This window comes from Candidatus Nitronereus thalassa, from assembly GCF_032191465.1.
Classification (GTDB): Bacteria; Nitrospirota; Nitrospiria; order Nitrospirales; family UBA8639; genus Nitronereus; species Nitronereus thalassa.
Genome location: NZ_JAQOUE010000001.1, coordinates 2,535,175 through 2,550,637, shown reverse-complemented (window position 1 = coordinate 2,550,637; position 15,463 = coordinate 2,535,175). Strand labels below are relative to the sequence as shown.

At 46.6% G+C, this 15,463-nt stretch carries 14 protein-coding genes; 8 read left to right on the top strand and 6 right to left on the bottom strand.

Translation table 11 applies throughout. The features are described from left to right. Nucleotides 1–6 precede the first annotated feature (6 nt). Entirely contained in the window at nt 7–1,095 is a 1,089-nt protein-coding gene (locus PPG34_RS11510) for a saccharopine dehydrogenase family protein (RefSeq protein WP_313833456.1), read from the top strand. A 47-nt stretch (nt 1,096–1,142) separates the two neighbouring features. Here PPG34_RS11510 and PPG34_RS11505 read toward each other — a convergent pair whose 3' ends face one another. Next, entirely contained in the window at nt 1,143–1,280 is a 138-nt protein-coding gene (locus tag PPG34_RS11505; protein ID WP_313833455.1) for a hypothetical protein, read from the bottom strand. 627 nt (nt 1,281–1,907) lie between these two features. On the opposite strand from PPG34_RS11505, the gene urtA reads away from it, so the two are divergent. After that, a complete protein-coding gene (gene urtA / locus PPG34_RS11500) occupies nt 1,908–3,179 on the top strand; it encodes an urea ABC transporter substrate-binding protein (RefSeq protein WP_313833454.1) in 1,272 nt (423 codons plus the stop codon). 12 nt (nt 3,180–3,191) lie between these two features. Beyond that, nucleotides 3,192–5,669, top strand: coding sequence for an ATP-binding protein (locus PPG34_RS11495; RefSeq protein ID WP_313833453.1), 2,478 nt, complete (start codon nt 3,192–3,194; stop codon nt 5,667–5,669). An 81-nt stretch (nt 5,670–5,750) separates the two neighbouring features. On the opposite strand, the gene PPG34_RS11490 is transcribed toward PPG34_RS11495, so the two are convergent. The 4 genes from PPG34_RS11490 to PPG34_RS11475 all read right to left on the bottom strand — a co-directional run bounded on the left by PPG34_RS11490 (nt 5,751) and on the right by PPG34_RS11475 (nt 7,526). Continuing rightward, the gene (locus PPG34_RS11490) at nt 5,751–6,011 is read right to left on the bottom strand and encodes a hypothetical protein (RefSeq protein ID WP_313833452.1); all 261 of its coding nucleotides are present in this window, start codon (nt 6,009–6,011) and stop codon (nt 5,751–5,753) included. A 296-nt stretch (nt 6,012–6,307) separates the two neighbouring features. Next, nucleotides 6,308–6,532, bottom strand: coding sequence for a hypothetical protein (locus tag PPG34_RS11485; RefSeq protein WP_313833451.1), 225 nt, complete (start codon nt 6,530–6,532; stop codon nt 6,308–6,310). 9 nt (nt 6,533–6,541) lie between these two features. Next, the gene (locus PPG34_RS11480; RefSeq protein ID WP_313833450.1) at nt 6,542–6,721 is read right to left on the bottom strand and encodes a response regulator transcription factor; all 180 of its coding nucleotides are present in this window, start codon (nt 6,719–6,721) and stop codon (nt 6,542–6,544) included. Between the two features lie 343 nt (nt 6,722–7,064). Next, the gene (locus PPG34_RS11475) at nt 7,065–7,526 is read right to left on the bottom strand and encodes a c-type cytochrome (protein ID WP_313833449.1); all 462 of its coding nucleotides are present in this window, start codon (nt 7,524–7,526) and stop codon (nt 7,065–7,067) included. A 357-nt stretch (nt 7,527–7,883) separates the two neighbouring features. On the opposite strand from PPG34_RS11475, the gene PPG34_RS11470 reads away from it, so the two are divergent. The 4 genes from PPG34_RS11470 to PPG34_RS11455 all read left to right on the top strand — a co-directional run bounded on the left by PPG34_RS11470 (nt 7,884) and on the right by PPG34_RS11455 (nt 13,183). After that, nucleotides 7,884–9,740: a PAS domain-containing sensor histidine kinase gene (locus PPG34_RS11470; RefSeq protein ID WP_313833448.1), complete on the top strand. Its 1,857-nt coding sequence runs from the start codon at nt 7,884–7,886 to the stop codon at nt 9,738–9,740. 7 nt (nt 9,741–9,747) lie between these two features. Continuing rightward, complete coding sequence (locus tag PPG34_RS11465; RefSeq protein WP_313833447.1) at nt 9,748–10,122, top strand: response regulator; 375 nt, start codon at nt 9,748–9,750, stop codon at nt 10,120–10,122. After that, nucleotides 10,119–11,894, top strand: coding sequence for a sigma-54-dependent Fis family transcriptional regulator (locus PPG34_RS11460; RefSeq protein ID WP_313833446.1), 1,776 nt, complete (start codon nt 10,119–10,121; stop codon nt 11,892–11,894). Before PPG34_RS11465 ends, PPG34_RS11460 begins: the two co-directional genes overlap by 4 nt. 452 nt (nt 11,895–12,346) lie before the next feature. Continuing rightward, nucleotides 12,347–13,183: a hypothetical protein gene (locus PPG34_RS11455; protein ID WP_313833445.1), complete on the top strand. Its 837-nt coding sequence runs from the start codon at nt 12,347–12,349 to the stop codon at nt 13,181–13,183. A gap of 80 nt (nt 13,184–13,263) precedes the next feature. On the opposite strand, the gene PPG34_RS11450 is transcribed toward PPG34_RS11455, so the two are convergent. Next, on the bottom strand, nt 13,264–13,656 hold the full coding sequence (locus PPG34_RS11450) for a hypothetical protein (protein ID WP_313833444.1): 393 nt from the start codon (nt 13,654–13,656) through the stop codon (nt 13,264–13,266). Between the two features lie 210 nt (nt 13,657–13,866). Between PPG34_RS11450 and PPG34_RS11445 the strand changes: the two genes are divergently transcribed. Continuing rightward, nucleotides 13,867–15,462 (top strand): GNAT family N-acetyltransferase, encoded by a 1,596-nt coding sequence (locus tag PPG34_RS11445; protein ID WP_313833443.1) that lies wholly within the window; start codon nt 13,867–13,869, stop codon nt 15,460–15,462. Nucleotide 15,463 lies beyond the last annotated feature (1 nt).

Genomic DNA, 15,463 nt, shown 5'->3' with positions numbered 1-15,463 from the left:
AAACCCATGCCAAAGATCCTCATATTAGGTGCCGGGAAAATTGGATCGCTCATCGGAACATTTCTCGCCCAAACAAATGAATATACGGTTCATCTTGCCGACATCGAGCCTCCAGCTAAACGGCAACAGATACCACAGGATCCATCCCTACCTCTTACCCATGTGGTTTTGGACGCTTCTAACCACAAAGCCCTCAAACGTTATGTGAGCGATCATCGCCCTGATGCCATAATCTCCAGTCTACCCTACTACTGTAATCCTACGGTCGCCGAAGTGGCCCGTAAGGTTGGCGTAAATTATTTCGACCTCACCGAGGACGTTGAAGTCACGGAACGTATTGAAGAAATTAGTCGAGGCTGCGAACAGGCCTTTGTTCCACAATGCGGACTAGCGCCAGGTTTCATTAGCATTGTCGCCAATGAGCTTATGCAACATTTTGATACACTCGAGATCGTGAAAATGCGCGTCGGGGCCTTACCCATCAATCCTAGTAACGCGTTGAAATACTCGTTAACCTGGTCCACCGATGGATTGATCAATGAATACGGGAACGTCTGTTATGGGATCGAAAATGGACTGAAGACTGCTCTCATGCCCCTTGAAGGGTATGAAACCATAGAAGTCGATGGTCTCTTATACGAAGCTTTTAATACCTCTGGGGGTTTAGGCACATTGGCTGATACTTTCTCAGGTAAAGTGCAAACGATGAATTATAAAACGCTCCGCTATCCTGGGCATTGCGAAAAGATTCATTTTCTCATGAACGATCTCAAGCTTAATACCCATCGAGAACTTCTCAAACATATTTTGGAAAATGCGATTCCCAAGACCTATCAGGATGTGGTGTTGATTTACGTGTCAGTGGTAGGAAGGAAAGCCGGAGAATTATTAGAAGAAAATTACGTCAAAAAGATTTATCCGCAGACTATTGCAGGCAGATTGTGGTCAGCCATTCAAGTCACCACCGCCGCAGGGATGTGCAGCGTAGTCGATTCCGTATTCGCAGATCCTCCTCGGCACCAAGGCTTTATAAAACAGGAGGCCTTTGCCCTACCCGAAATTCTCGCAAATCGGTTTGGCAGATACTACGCCTGACCTTCCTACATACCATACTTTGCAGGATACTCAAAATTCCTTTGGGTTTAGTATGAAAGTTGGATAACCCCAAGTTCATCCCAGGATTCTGCAGCTTCCAGATGCCCGCAGGACACACATCGATACCAAAAAAAATTCATCACATCCACGGAAGCGATAACTTCCCCGCGATCCTCAAGGATCATATTTCCCTTGCATCTAGTACAAGGAATAAAATCGCTCATGGTGTATTTTACCAAATTCATTCCCCCTTTGATTCTACCTCCATAACCATAGTGTTTTCCGCGCCTTAGAACCCTCAATTCCATACCCTTTGTATATGACGGATGTATTCCATCCGCATAACAATTTTGTAAAAACTCTGAATGGAATATTTTTCGAGAGAACAGTGAAGGAAAAAACTCCTTGACGTTGGCCAGAAAATAATTCTTGACTCCCAAATTTTATGGGAAGAAGGTTATCAAATTACGATGGTTATCCCATAAGTACAGCAGTGCTTTTGAAAGGAATAGGAACCAAATGAATGCACAACCATCATTAATCTTTAACAAATTTGATGAACTGAAAAATCTGGAAAGGTTCCAACTTATTTAGTCTTTATTTTAATCCGATAGGGCTTATATGTACTTATTGATTTCCGTTTGTCAGGACTTCCGAAAGGTACGTTTTGTCACTCTCTTCGAGTTCCCGCCCTCAAGAAAACAAGTACCATCCTTTCTTATTTTTTCACCCCTTTATGTAATTCTAATGAAAAAAAGTAAGGCAGGACTGCTCTTATTTAGGCAAGGGCCATTACACGGGAAAAAGCCGAAATGAACACTTGGAATATTTTTGGAAGATACTGGATCGGGTTAGTTTTCGTCGCATTATTCGGTGGACTGGCTTCTTGTTATTTTCAGTCCCTCTCCACAACTACACAGCCCATCAAAGTAGGAATTCTTCATTCCCTAACGGGGACAATGGCCATTAGTGAACGATCAGTGGTCGATGCCACTCTTTTGGCAATTGAAGAGATTAATAGTAAAGGAGGGTTACTAGGACGCATGATTGAGCCGGTCATCGTCGACGGCGAATCCAATGAGGAGCGATTTGCGGAACTGGCAGACCAATTGATTCATCGAGACAAAGTAAGTGTCATATTTGGCTGTTGGACTTCAGCAAGTCGTAGACGTGTAAAGCCAGTCGTGGAAAGTGCCAATCACCTGCTATTTTACCCAGTCCAGTATGAGGGACTCGAACAATCCCCAAACATTATCTACACCGGAGCTGCTCCCAACCAACAAATCATTCCCGCGGTTAAGTGGAGTTTTGACAATTTAGGAAAGAAATTCTTTTTGATTGGCTCAGACTATGTATTCCCAAAAACCGCTAACGCTATCATTAAGGCCCAGGTCAATGCCTTGGGAGGAGAAATCGTTGGTGAGCATTATCTTCCATTAGGCACCACCAATGTCAGTGAAGCCATTCAATCCATTATTCAAACCCAACCATCCGTCATTCTCAATACTATCAATGGAGATAGTAATCAGGCATTTTTTCAATCGCTCCAGGCTGCCAGTATATCTGCGCAGGTCACTCCTACCATGTCATTCAGTATTGCCGAAGATGAACTCAGAACCTTGGGCCCGCTGAACATGGAAGGAAACTATGCAGTCTGGAATTATTTCCAAGCCATTGAGTCCGAGGAAAATCGAGGATTTGTCTCTCGGTTTCAAAACCGCTTTGGGAAAGATCGCGTGACCGATGACCCCATGGAAGCCGGGTATTTTGGGCTTTATTTATGGGCACAAGCCGTGGAAGCAGCTGGATCCGATAAACCGACTTTGGTAAGGCAAACATTGCCCGAACGCAGCTTTTTGGCCCCTGAAGGCATTGTGTCAGTGGATGGGAAAACAAATCATACCTGGAAAACAGTTCGGGTGGGACAAATCAAAAAGGATGGTCAATTTAAGATTCTCTGGACCTCCGACCATGCCATACAAGCGGTTCCATACCCGCCCTATCTCTCAAAAGCAGAATGGGAGGAGTTTCTTCATCGCTTGTATGTGCAATGGGATAACCAATGGGCCAATCCTCACTCCTAAGCTAGGTAGATTATGGGTTTCCAATGGTGGAAAAAACTAAAACTCTCTACCCAATTACTCATTGGATTGGTCTTGACGGGTGCGACTCCATTTTTCCTAGTAACCGTCATCACCTATAACAACGCCAAAAGTTATCTAGAGACTGTCGTCACGAGCAAACTTTTGGCGATAGCCACTCATAAAACTGAAGGCATGAAGGCCTTTCTCAACGAAAGGGCTATTGACGTCACAACCCTGGCACGTATGCCTTTCATTATTGAAGCCATGGAAAAATTCGATACAGCCTATCAGGTAGGGCAGCAAATTTATTCTGTTGAATATATGACCATTGAACAGGAGCTAAAACACTTTCTCACGGATTACAAAGAATCATCCCGATATGGCGACCTGTTTCTGATTTCCCCTCAGGGGGATGCCATTTTTTCGGTGAATCGTGGGGAGGAGTTTGGGACAAATCTCCTCACCGGACCGTTTCGCCATACGGCTCTTGCTAGGGCAGTCGACCGAGCCAGAACGCTATTGGAAACCGGGATTTCAGACTTCCAACCCCACCATGCTCAAAATCGGGACGCGGCATTTATGGCCGCCCCGGTTTTTCAGGACGGAAAGTTTCTAGGAGTTGTTGCTCTTGAGGTCAGGGATGAAGACATTCAGGACCTTATCCAGGATTATCGAGGATTGGGGAAGACCGGGGAAGTGGTGATTGGTTATCGTCGACCTGAGGGAGCGCTACTGGTCAGTCCGCCCCGCCATCAATCCCAGACTAGCCTGAAGAAACTAATCTTTTTTAAAACTAATGAGACCACACCTTTGCAACTCGCGCTGAACGGGGAACGTGGTTCAGGGTTATCAAGTGATTATAGGGAGAAACAGGTGTTGGCGACATGGGATTATTTGCCCTCCTATCGATGGGGATTGGTCGTCAAAATTGATGCAGACGAAGCGTTTTATCCTATTGCACAACTGAAGCACCTCACAATTATCAGCGGACTGATTTTCATAGGGATGCTGATTTTTGGAGCCTTTGTGATTGGAAAGAACATATCCTCTCCATTAACCAACCTTGTCCAACAAACCAAACAAGTTCGCCGGCAAGATTTCTCCAAAAAGTTGGAAGAAACTGGGTCTCAAGAAGTTGGGGTGTTAGCCAAAGCGTTTAATGAAATGGCCCAAGAACTGGAGGAATCCTATTCAGCATTAAAAAATAAATTAATCGAGTTATCCAACACGAATACGGCCTTGGCTCACGAAATGGCCGAACGGCAGCGAGCAGAACAATCCTTAAGGCAAAAAGAACGGCAGCTTCAAACGTCCCGACGCCTTGAGGCCCTCGGGACATTGGCCGGAGGCATCGCTCATGATTTCAACAATATACTAGGCGCCATTTTGGGATACACCGAACTCGCGATAAGACGCATTCATGATCCTAGTCGTTTACAAGACCATCTCCATGAGGTCACCATTGCTGGACAACGAGCTAAAAAGTTAGTTCAGCAGATTCTTACCTTTAGTCGAAAAAATGATCCGGCCCGCGAGGTCGTTGATTTAAGAATTGTTGTTGAGGAAGTGCTCCATCTGATAAAGGCGACCTTCCCGGATACCGTCACAATCAACTATCAGGTGAGGGAAGATATAGGCTTGGTGTTGGGGGATCCAACTCAGATCCACCAAGTCCTGATGAATTTTTGCACCAATGCAGAACATGCCATGCGACCAAATGGCGGCATTCTAGAGATCAGCCTAGAGCCTTTCGAGGTCAGTGATGAGTTTTCCAAGAACTTTCCAGAACTCCAGCCAGGCTCTCATGTCCGTTTAAACATTTGTGATTCCGGCTGCGGAATACCTCCTGAGATCGCGCAACGAATCTTTGACCCATTTTTCACAACCAAAAAAGTAGGCGAAGGAACGGGAATGGGGTTAGCCGTCGTCCATGGCATTGTGACCAATCACCATGGTGCCATTACCCTTGCCAGTACACCTGGCATCGGGTCGACCTTTTGCATCTACCTTCCCTGTTGTAAATCCAATATGGAAACAGTACTAAAGGATGTGAAACCACTTCTGCACGGAACAGAGTCAATTCTTTTTGTAGATGATGAAAAACCACTGGCAGAATTGGGGAAACAAATACTGGAAGAAATTGGTTACACCGTCGTTGCGTGCACAAACGGTTTGGAGGCTCTAAACATATTTCGCGCATCCCCAAAACAATTTGCCGCTGTTATTACTGACCAAAATATGCCAGACATGATGGGCGAACAATTGGCTCAGGAAATATCCCACATTCGGCCAGGTCTACCCATTATCCTATGCACGGGCTACAGCAATTCCATAAATTTGGACAAGGCTAGAGCCTTCGGGATCCAGGCCTGTCTTATGAAACCTATACAGAATAAAGAACTTGGCCTCTTACTGCACGAAATAATTCATAGAAAGAAAGAAAAAACCAAGAATCAACCGGACGACGAACAAGAGGTGGAAACATTCTAATTTCTCAAATTGAATGGGATACCCATTCACCCCTAATAACCTAAAAAAGATACCCTTCCATTTGAAATTTTGATCCTCATTCTAAAGTCCAAAAAATTGCGAGATCACGAGATAAGCCCAGGCTGCGGCAAAAATAAACGTCATTTCTTTCTCGGAAATTTGTTTATACATCAGACGATATCCAGCAATAGGCACAACCGCAAGTAACGCGGCGGAAAAGAAATGGCCCACCACATCCCCCAACATCCCTCCAATCGTCGAATTGCCGGGTACGGCCAACATGGAGCTTCCCCCTACCATAGCAACCCATAACCATCTGACACTGACAAACGCTTTATCCATGACTTCCTATCACCAAGAACTTTATAAAATTTTTCGATTTGGACCCAACACACCCCCAGGATTTCACACATTCACCCAAGATGATTCTCTAAGAAAAACAAAAAGGCCCTGTCATTTGCAACAACAGGGCCTTGGGGGAAGCTTGAGAATCAAATATTCAAAACACCTTCATCCGTATCAATGATTTCAATTCTCTTTACCTCAAGAAATTCATGATTCCTTAGAACAATTTCCTTTGTAGAAATAAGTAGAAGTCCAAAACTGATATTGTATTAAACATTTAGACCGGCAGGGACCTATGCCTGGCGTGATGGGAGATGTTGTTGAATGGGTATTAATGAGCTAGCAAGACATTGATCAACCATAGCAAGAAAGTCCTGTAAGTGGAATGGTTTGGCCAACGCAGCCCTGACTCCAAGATCTTGTGCGATATCAGCAAGCGTCTCTTCAGGACCTAAGTAAAATCCACCCGACATAACCAAAACAATAACTTGTCCTTGTTGTTCCTTAAGTTCACGCAATGTATCAGCTCAACCTTTGTCAGGAAGCAATAGATCCATGATGACCAGATTAAAATGAGTTTGCTTGAATGCCCTGATCCCCTCGGTTCCGTTCGAGCACTCTCTGACCTCATGGCCCTGTTGCTCGAGAAACTCTCCCAGCAAGGCGAGGACTTGTGGTTCATCGTCGATTAAAAGAATACGGGCCATTAAGATCTCCGGGAGAAAAACATTTTCTGTGGACTTTGTGGCAAAGAATGGGAAATCCTAGCTAGGCTCAAAAGGAAAACCAGCCGAATTGACAATGGCCTGAACATTTCACATGGTGCTCTTCGTCCTGATAACAAATAGATGGTGAAGAGAGAAGGTGGGATTTAATGGGTTAAGGAGGCACTGGCCCTCATTTCATGCTTCCCAAGAAAGGATCCCCCCCCAGGGCCAACCTTGCAGATGCAATCAAACGGGGCCAGTGGTCTCAACTTATTTTTCTTTCAGGAACATTCGCAACAAGAGTGAATCATGGAAAATATTTTTCCCCATGAAACGAATGTGATTATTTTTTGCAAAAGCTCCGCTCGTAGGCCAGAACTTTCCAGCCTTCCTCTTCAGAAATCGTCGCTGGAATCATGGATACCATTCCCGTCCCGGGACTTCCATTCATCACCACCCACATCAATTCCCCATCCTTCCGTCTCTTGTGGAATTTACAGTTGGTGAAATCACGAGGACCTGGATTCAACACTTTACCAGCAGGCCCTTGGCCATCCCCGTCTTTTCCATGACAATTCACACAGGTCCCCTTGCCTTCAAAAATTTTCTTGCCTTCCGCCACGATTTCAGCTGGAGCCTCATCTAAATCCCCAAACGGCGATTTCATTTTTTTGGCTGTTCCCCTTTCCGCTTTGGGCACGCGTGGCTTTAAGGGATCGCGTTCACTCCCTGCCAGAGCTAAATTCCCAGTGAAAGCAATCATCATGGAGAGGAGCACCATTGTTTTAAGAGTACGTTTCATCATCAACTCCTTTGTAGAACGATGATATCCAAAAATTAAAAGGTCATACCAAACATAGAGCAAAGGCAGTGCCATTATTGACCATCTTCAAAAATATTATTGTTTTCAAACACTTACAACGTTGAGTTCATTGAGATTTTTGGAGAACACTGGAACTGTTCCACAAAGATGTTTCACTACCACAGGGTCAATGTGTCAGGTGACACAACCTGACACACAAATCAACTCGTCATAAAACCTGGCTTTGGGGAAAAACCCATGACCAAAATATGAAGGAGGGCCTACCGAAATAAGATTTTGGAGTTCCTGAAAGAAAAACTTTTCATGTGATATTTTAGAACCCATTTGTTACTTTTCAGTATGCCGCAATCGACCCACCTTAGCTCCACAACCAAACAACCCAGTCTCGTTGCCCAATTGGTGGGCTTACCGACACTATTCATTCTGACCCTTTCGGGAATTTTGGTGTACACCTTTTTGGTGATCAATAAACAAAAGAATGATGCCATCATCATCGATCTGGCTGGGCAAGAACGAACTCTCATTCAAAAAGATTTAAGCGAGGTGCTGTTGATCTCACAGGGTTCGACCCCGGAACAAGCCGCGACCAGAAAAAAATTACGAGAAACTGTAGATGCATTAATCAAAGGAGGACAGATCGTTTTAAATCAAGGCACCGGAGAAACATTTTTTATTCCCGGAGCACCAACACAAGAAATCAAACGACGACTGCAAGCTCAGAAATCCCTTTTAGATACCTACATTGCCGAAGCCGATGCCTTTTTAGAGATTCCCAAAGAAGACCCAATCTGGCCAGCCAAATTCCAGGAGCTCTTAGGATTACACACCGTCTTTCTGAATGGCGCCGATGAAACCGTCAAACTTCTCCGAGACTACTCGCGATCCAAAATGGCCGATACGCTCAAATGGGAAGCCGCCATTGCTCTAGTGGTTGGAACGTTTACCATCTTCATGACTCGAAAACTCTTGATCGCCAATCGCCATGTACACGTAGAAATGGCAGAACGTCGTCGTGCTGAGCAAGAATTACGACAAAGTGAAGAACGCTATGATATTGCGGTAAAAGGATCCAACGATGGCATCTGGGATTGGGATATTATCACAAACGGGATGTATTATTCCCCGAGGTTTAAAGAATTATTGGGATATCAGGACGACGAGATGGATAATGTCTTTTCCAGTTTCCAATCCAAATTACACCCAGATGATCATCAACGTGTCATGGATGCCATCCACGCCCATCTCCATCAAAGGGTTCCCTTTGACATTGACTATCGCCTTCAGACCAAATCCGGTGAATTTCGGTGGTTTCATGCCAGAGGGCAAGCGATCTGGTCGAATGACCAACAACCAACCCGTATGGCCGGTTCTCTTCGTGATATTACCCTACGAAAAAATGAACAAGATGAATTACGCCAAGCCAAACTCGATGCCGAGGTCGCCAATCAGGCAAAGAGTCAGTTTTTGGCCAACATGAGCCACGAACTACGAACCCCACTCAATGCTGTTATTGGATACAGCGAGATGCTCCAGGAGGAGGCCACAGACCATGGACATTCACAATATATCCCCGATCTTCAAAAAATTAGGGGGTCCGGAAAACACCTGCTCACCGTAATCAATGACATTTTAGATTTATCAAAAATCGAAGCCGGAAAAATGGACGTGCATCCGGAGACCTTTCATTTAGCAAATCTCATCCATGACGTAGAAACGACCATCCAACCATTAGTAGAAAAAAATGCAAATGTCTTAAACGTGCAATGCGAAGCCAATCTGGGGGACATGTATTCTGACTCTACCAAAATTCGGCAAGGTCTTTATAATCTCCTCAGCAATGCATGCAAATTCACGAGCCAAGGAACCATCAACCTTACCGTGACGCGAGAACGAAGTGATTTGCAAGATTGGGTTTCCTTTCGCGTAACTGATTCAGGCATTGGTATGACCGAGCAAGAATTAGAAACCATTTTTGATCCATTTTCTCAGGGCGACCTTTCCCCCACCCGTAAGTACGGAGGAACCGGGCTCGGGTTGGCAATAACCAGAAAAATTTCTCAGATTCTCAGAGGCGATGTTCAGGTTACGAGTGAAAAAGACAAAGGCTCTACCTTTGTGATGACCATTCCTACCCCCTGGTCACCCGATCTGAGTCTTCCCGACATTGCCCTTGCAGATCCCTCAGTACGCACCTAACCCGACCATGGCAACAATTTTACTGATTGAGGATAACGAACTGAACCGGGACATGCTCTCTCGCCGATTGAGCAGCAAAGGATTTCATGTCCTAGTGGCGGAGGATGGCAAAAAAGGTCTGGAAATGACCCAAACGGAACAACCAGACTTAGTTCTCATGGATATGAATTTGCCGGAAATCGATGGATGGAATGCCACCAAAACCATGAAACACGGAGAGGACACGAAACATATCCCCGTAATCGCACTCACGTCCCACGCCATGACCGGGGATAAGGAACGAGCCTACGAAGCCGGATGCGATGAATACGAACCCAAGCCCATCGACTTTTCATCCCTTCTCATAAAAATTCACCGACTCCTGCCTGAACCTTCCGTATGACCATCTCACCCAAAGCATCCATTCTCGTGGTCGATGACAATCCCGACAATCGCGACTTGTTGGTTCGGCACATTGAGCGCCAAGGGCATTCCGCCCGCACCGCGGAGAATGGTGAAAAAGCCTTACAACTCCTAAACACCCAACCGTTTGATCTCATGCTTCTCGATATCATGATGCCTGGCCTGAGCGGCTTTGAGGTATTGGAACAGATAAAGAGCAATCCTCAACATCAGACGCTTCCCGTGGTCGTGGTGTCCGCACTCAACGAATTAGACAACGTTGAAAAATGTCTGATGCTCGGAGCGGATGATTACCTGGTGAAACCGATTAACGCCAAAATCCTGAAAGCCAGAATTTCCAATTGCCTGGACAAGAAACGTCACCACGACTTGGAACAAGCCCATCACGAAGAATTGGCTCGATCAAAAACACAACTGGAAGACCTCTACGCACAACTCGAACAAAGTCGGAATAATTTAGCATCAATTTTGAACCAATTGGAGATTGGCACAATATTGATTGATAACCATGGCCACATCGAGTTTATCAGTGAAATTGCCGCACAGATCCTTCACCAACCAGCGGAAGACGTATGCGGCCAAGCCTGGGAAAAAGTATTTGGCTTGCCCAAGACTGAAGAAGCAGCTCTGCAATCAATGCTTCACCAACCCGTAAGTGAACGATCGAAAATTCACACCCATCTAGACTCTAGGGTGGGCAAACGGTTCTGGTTGGAAATTGATATCAAGGATGATCCTCAAGATTCCACCAGAAAAGTGTTTGTCCTCTATGACATCACCGAAATTCATGAGCTACGCCGGGAGGTGAACAAACAGGCTCAGTTTCAAGACCTCGTGGGAAAGAGTCCAGCCATGCAGGTGGTCTACCAAGCAATCAAAGATGTTGCCCCACTCGAAGTCCCTGTTTTAATCACTGGCGATACAGGAAGCGGCAAAGAACTGGTGGCACGCGCCATTCATACGATCAGTCCCCGCCATGATGAACCATTTGTGGCGATAAATTGCGCGGGGCTCACCGAAACTCTGCTCGGCAGCCAACTCTTTGGGCATAAAAAAGGGGCGTTTACCGGAGCCACCGAAGATCATCAAGGTCTGTTTGAAGCCGCCCATCAAGGCACGTTGTTTCTGGATGAAATTGGTGATATGCCCCTAACGACACAGGCCACCCTCCTGCGCGCCCTTCAGGAAAAAGAAATCCTTCGACTAGGAGAGTCCTCACCACGGAAAGTGGATGTCCGCATTCTGGCTGCCACTCATGCCAACTTGGAGGACCTGGCCAATGTCGGCAAATTCCGCTCCGATTTGCTATACCGCATACGAGTCGGCCGCATTCAACTCCCACGCTTACAAGAACGGCGGGAAGATATTCCTTTGTTGGTCTCTGTCTTTTTAGGACAGGCACGTGCCACAAGCGGAAAATCTGAGGGAATGGACTTGAGCCGCGATGCCATGCAATTGCTGATGCGATACCCGTGGCCCGGCAACGTACGGGAATTGAAAAGCGCCATAGACTTTGCCCTCATCGGGTGCCATGGAAAATCGATAGAACCGTCAGATCTACCTCCGGAAATCGCGGAGGTCGATCCTCAAGTGTTCTTGAGCAAGGAGCATGAACCCGACGAAAAAGAACGAATCACGGCCATTCTCAAATACACCAACAACAACCGCACCGAGGCCGCAAAAATTCTAGGCATGAGCCGCTCGACTTTTTATCGCCGTCTGGTCACCCTCGGATTAGCCGCAGAAGAATAGTCCCATTCCTTCTTTAAATGGTGAGAAATTGTCCTGCTATGCAGCCCTTCATAAATAAGATCAATCAAGGCATTCCCTAATTTTTCCCAAGAACTCCTCCTCCATACCCGTCAAATTGTCGCACGTCAATCTAGGGTTTCCTTCTTTAAACGAAACGTTTCCTCGTTCCTGTCATTTAATATCATTTTGTCGGAACAGGGCGGATCTCTGTTTCTAAGGCCCGGAATTATGCACTTTTTCCGGAATGGCAAGGATCTCGCGAGAAGGGCCGATAGTCAAAACCAAGGAAAGTTTTTTTGTTGATCATGGAGGAGGAAGGGAATTCGTTCAGGAAAGAGCAGAATGTGTTCATAAAGGCATTCCCTCTGGCTAGGCCGTCATGCATGTGCATAGTCGCCCTGCCTTTTCCAAAATGAGTCCCGTTCTTCCCAACAGTCAAAAGGAGAGACTACATGGCACTGGGTGTAATCAATCACGACAATGGGCAACGCTTTTCTTCGGGGATTCTCGAATCATCACGTCAATTGCCCTTTTTAGGAAAGAAACTCATCAAATCTGCCATACGAGCGATATTTCTTTCGGTGCTTTTCGGGGGAATGATGGCCGGTACCACGTATGCTCATGATCCGGTCCTGAATGGCTCACTCACTATTGATTTTCAGGCGAAACAAGATGAAATTTCTCAAACACCACTTGCTAGCGAATTGAAAATTCGAATTCCTAATCAGCGACGATTGGCCGGCATCCGGATTCCAAGAAGAATAGATGGACAACCATTTCGAGGACAAGAATTTTCCGTATCCCTCGTTCCCAATGGCTGCGTCTTGGATGGAGGCCCAGACCATGGACAAGCCACACTTCACTTGACTCAAAAATTGAGAAGGCAGCCTATCAAAGGAACAGTGTTCAAGGCTCAGGTGTTTGGTGGCCAATACGAATGCCTGTTTGGCGGGGCGTCTCAAGTCCTTCCCTATGATCCATTTGATGGAAACCATCAGGCCTCAGTTATTGGTGAATTGCTGGTCTGGTGGACGCAAATTCTTTCGAACCAAAATGCCAACACCGCCCTCAGTGTTGAAGAAGAAATGCATCAGTTTTTTGAATTTCCCAAATCGCACAAAGTGGATCGCCTCAGACTCTGGGGAATCGAGTACCCCTGGCTGCAAAGCAAAAGCTGCAATACAGACTCTGGCCAAATTCGTTGCAATCGAGGTGGTTCAGCGGAGGGAGTATTCAACGCGGATATTCGAGCAAGATTCGAGGAACAAGAAAATCCAGAACTTCAATAAGGGCATAAAAGTTTCTTCCCAATCCACAGACAGGCCCCCTCTTAACGATGGGGCCTGTCTCATTTGGGAAATTACCACTCTTACGAAGCTTTCGCTTCCCCTTGCCATAACAAATCATAGCCCAACTCTTGGGTCTCAGAACAAAGCGCTAACAAGGCATTGAGCTTCTGTTTGAAGATATCATCCGCATGGGATCTTTCATGATCCTCGAACGAATGCCAATAGGTCACAATGGCATAATGGTCATTCGCAGCTTTGGAATTTGAGAACGACCCTTCATCAGACACAAAACCTGAGAATTTGAAGACTTGGCCTGCAATAAATCCTCCCTTTTCCCCTCCGTACGTTTCCTTCACCACCATGCACATTTCTCCGACCGCTAATTCCACCTGATCAAAATTGACATCGGGTTTGAGCTTCACGGTATTAAACAGCATCTTGACTCCAAAGGGCACAGTAATTGGACCGAACATGATAACCTCCTGAGAGAACCACGCCTCATGGACGTGAGGTAAATACCTAAAATTCCGATCTGTGAACCATCCTCCGGATCGGTAACCCTCATTTGACGTAACCAAATGGCTAAACTATTGTGACAGCGATTTTTTAGGATGCACAACTTTTTCTGTAGGTAATATCCATGCCACATTCTTTTACGGCCAAGAAGGACCCCGGTGCTCAATATGGCGAATGAGCTTTCCCCAAAGGAACTGACTTCCCGTGCCGCAAGCGTCAAAGTTCGCCGTGCTCGGCTTGATGATGTTCCGACAATTTACGCATGCCAAGCTGCCGCGTATGCCAATTATGGCCCAGCGGGACTTTGTGACGAACGACTTCTCCGGATGCAAATCGAAGCCTTCCCCGACGGTCAACTCATTGCAACGATCGGAAAACAGGTCGTGGGATATGCAATGGCACTAATCGTCCATCTCGATGACGAATCCCCGTGGTACTCCTATGCGGAGATTACAGGTAATGGAACCTTCAGCACCCACGACCCAGCCGGCGATGATCTTTATGGCGCGGATATGGCCGTGCATCCAGATTATCGTGGGCTGGGCATTGCCGGAAAACTCTACGCAGCCCGGATGAATATTCTAAAGCGTTTTAACCTTCGTCGCATGGTGGCAGGAGGACGTATTCCAGGATACCGTGAGTACGCCGGACGCTTGTCTGCCGAACAATACGTGGACAAAGTTTGCCGGGGAGAGCTGAAAGATCCTGCGCTCACTGCCCACCTCAAAGCCGGGTACCAGGTGAAGGGCGTCCACATGAGCTACCTTCAGGACGAACAGAGTTTGGACTATGCCACCTTTCTCGAACTCAAGAATTCCGCGTACCGCCAACCAAAACGCATGATTGCCGCCTCGCCAATGAAACGCCCCGTACGAAAAATTCGGGTCTGCGCCGCGCAATACGAAATGCGTTCAGTCAAAAGTTGGGAAGAGTTCGAACATCAAGTGGATTTCTTTGTAGCCACAGCCGAGCAATACCATTGTCATTACCTGGTCTTTCCCGAATTGTTTACCGTGCAGCTCTTTAGCATGCTCGACCCGACGATGAAACCGGTGGACGGCATCAAAGAACTGGCAGGAATGGTGGACCGGTATCGAGACATGTTCATCACCAAAGCCAAACGCTCAGGCCTGTTTATCATTGGAGGTTCCCATCCGGTTCATGTCGGAAACGGTATTCGCAATGTGGCACATTTGTTTGACCCCAATGGCAACGTATACACACAGGACAAACTCCACGTAACGCCGAATGAACGGAAAGAATATGGGATAGAACCTGGCGAGGGCCTCAAAGTATTCGAAACCAGCCATGCCCGAATTGCGATACTCGTCTGCTACGACATCGAATTTCCCGAGCTGGCTCGATTGCTGACTCTGGCAGGCGTCGAAGTCTTGTTCGTTCCGTTTAGCACCGATGAGCGGAAGGCCTACTTGCGAGTACGATACACGGCCCAAGCGCGCGCAGTTGAAAACGTCATTTATACTGTACTTTCCGGCAACGTCGGGAATCTCCCCCAGGTCGATAACTTCCTTATTAATTACGGCCAAGCCGCCATCTGCACGCCGAGCGATATGGCCTTCCCCACGGACGGGATTGCCGGCACTGCCGACTTCAACAGCGAAACCGTCGTCATCGGCGATCTCGATCTGGTCGTGCTTCACGAAACACGAGAGATGGGAAGCGTGCGTCCCTTACGAGATCGACGGCTTGATCTTTACAATCTCGAAGCCAAAAAGCCAGTAGAAATCATTCGGGTATCGTAAC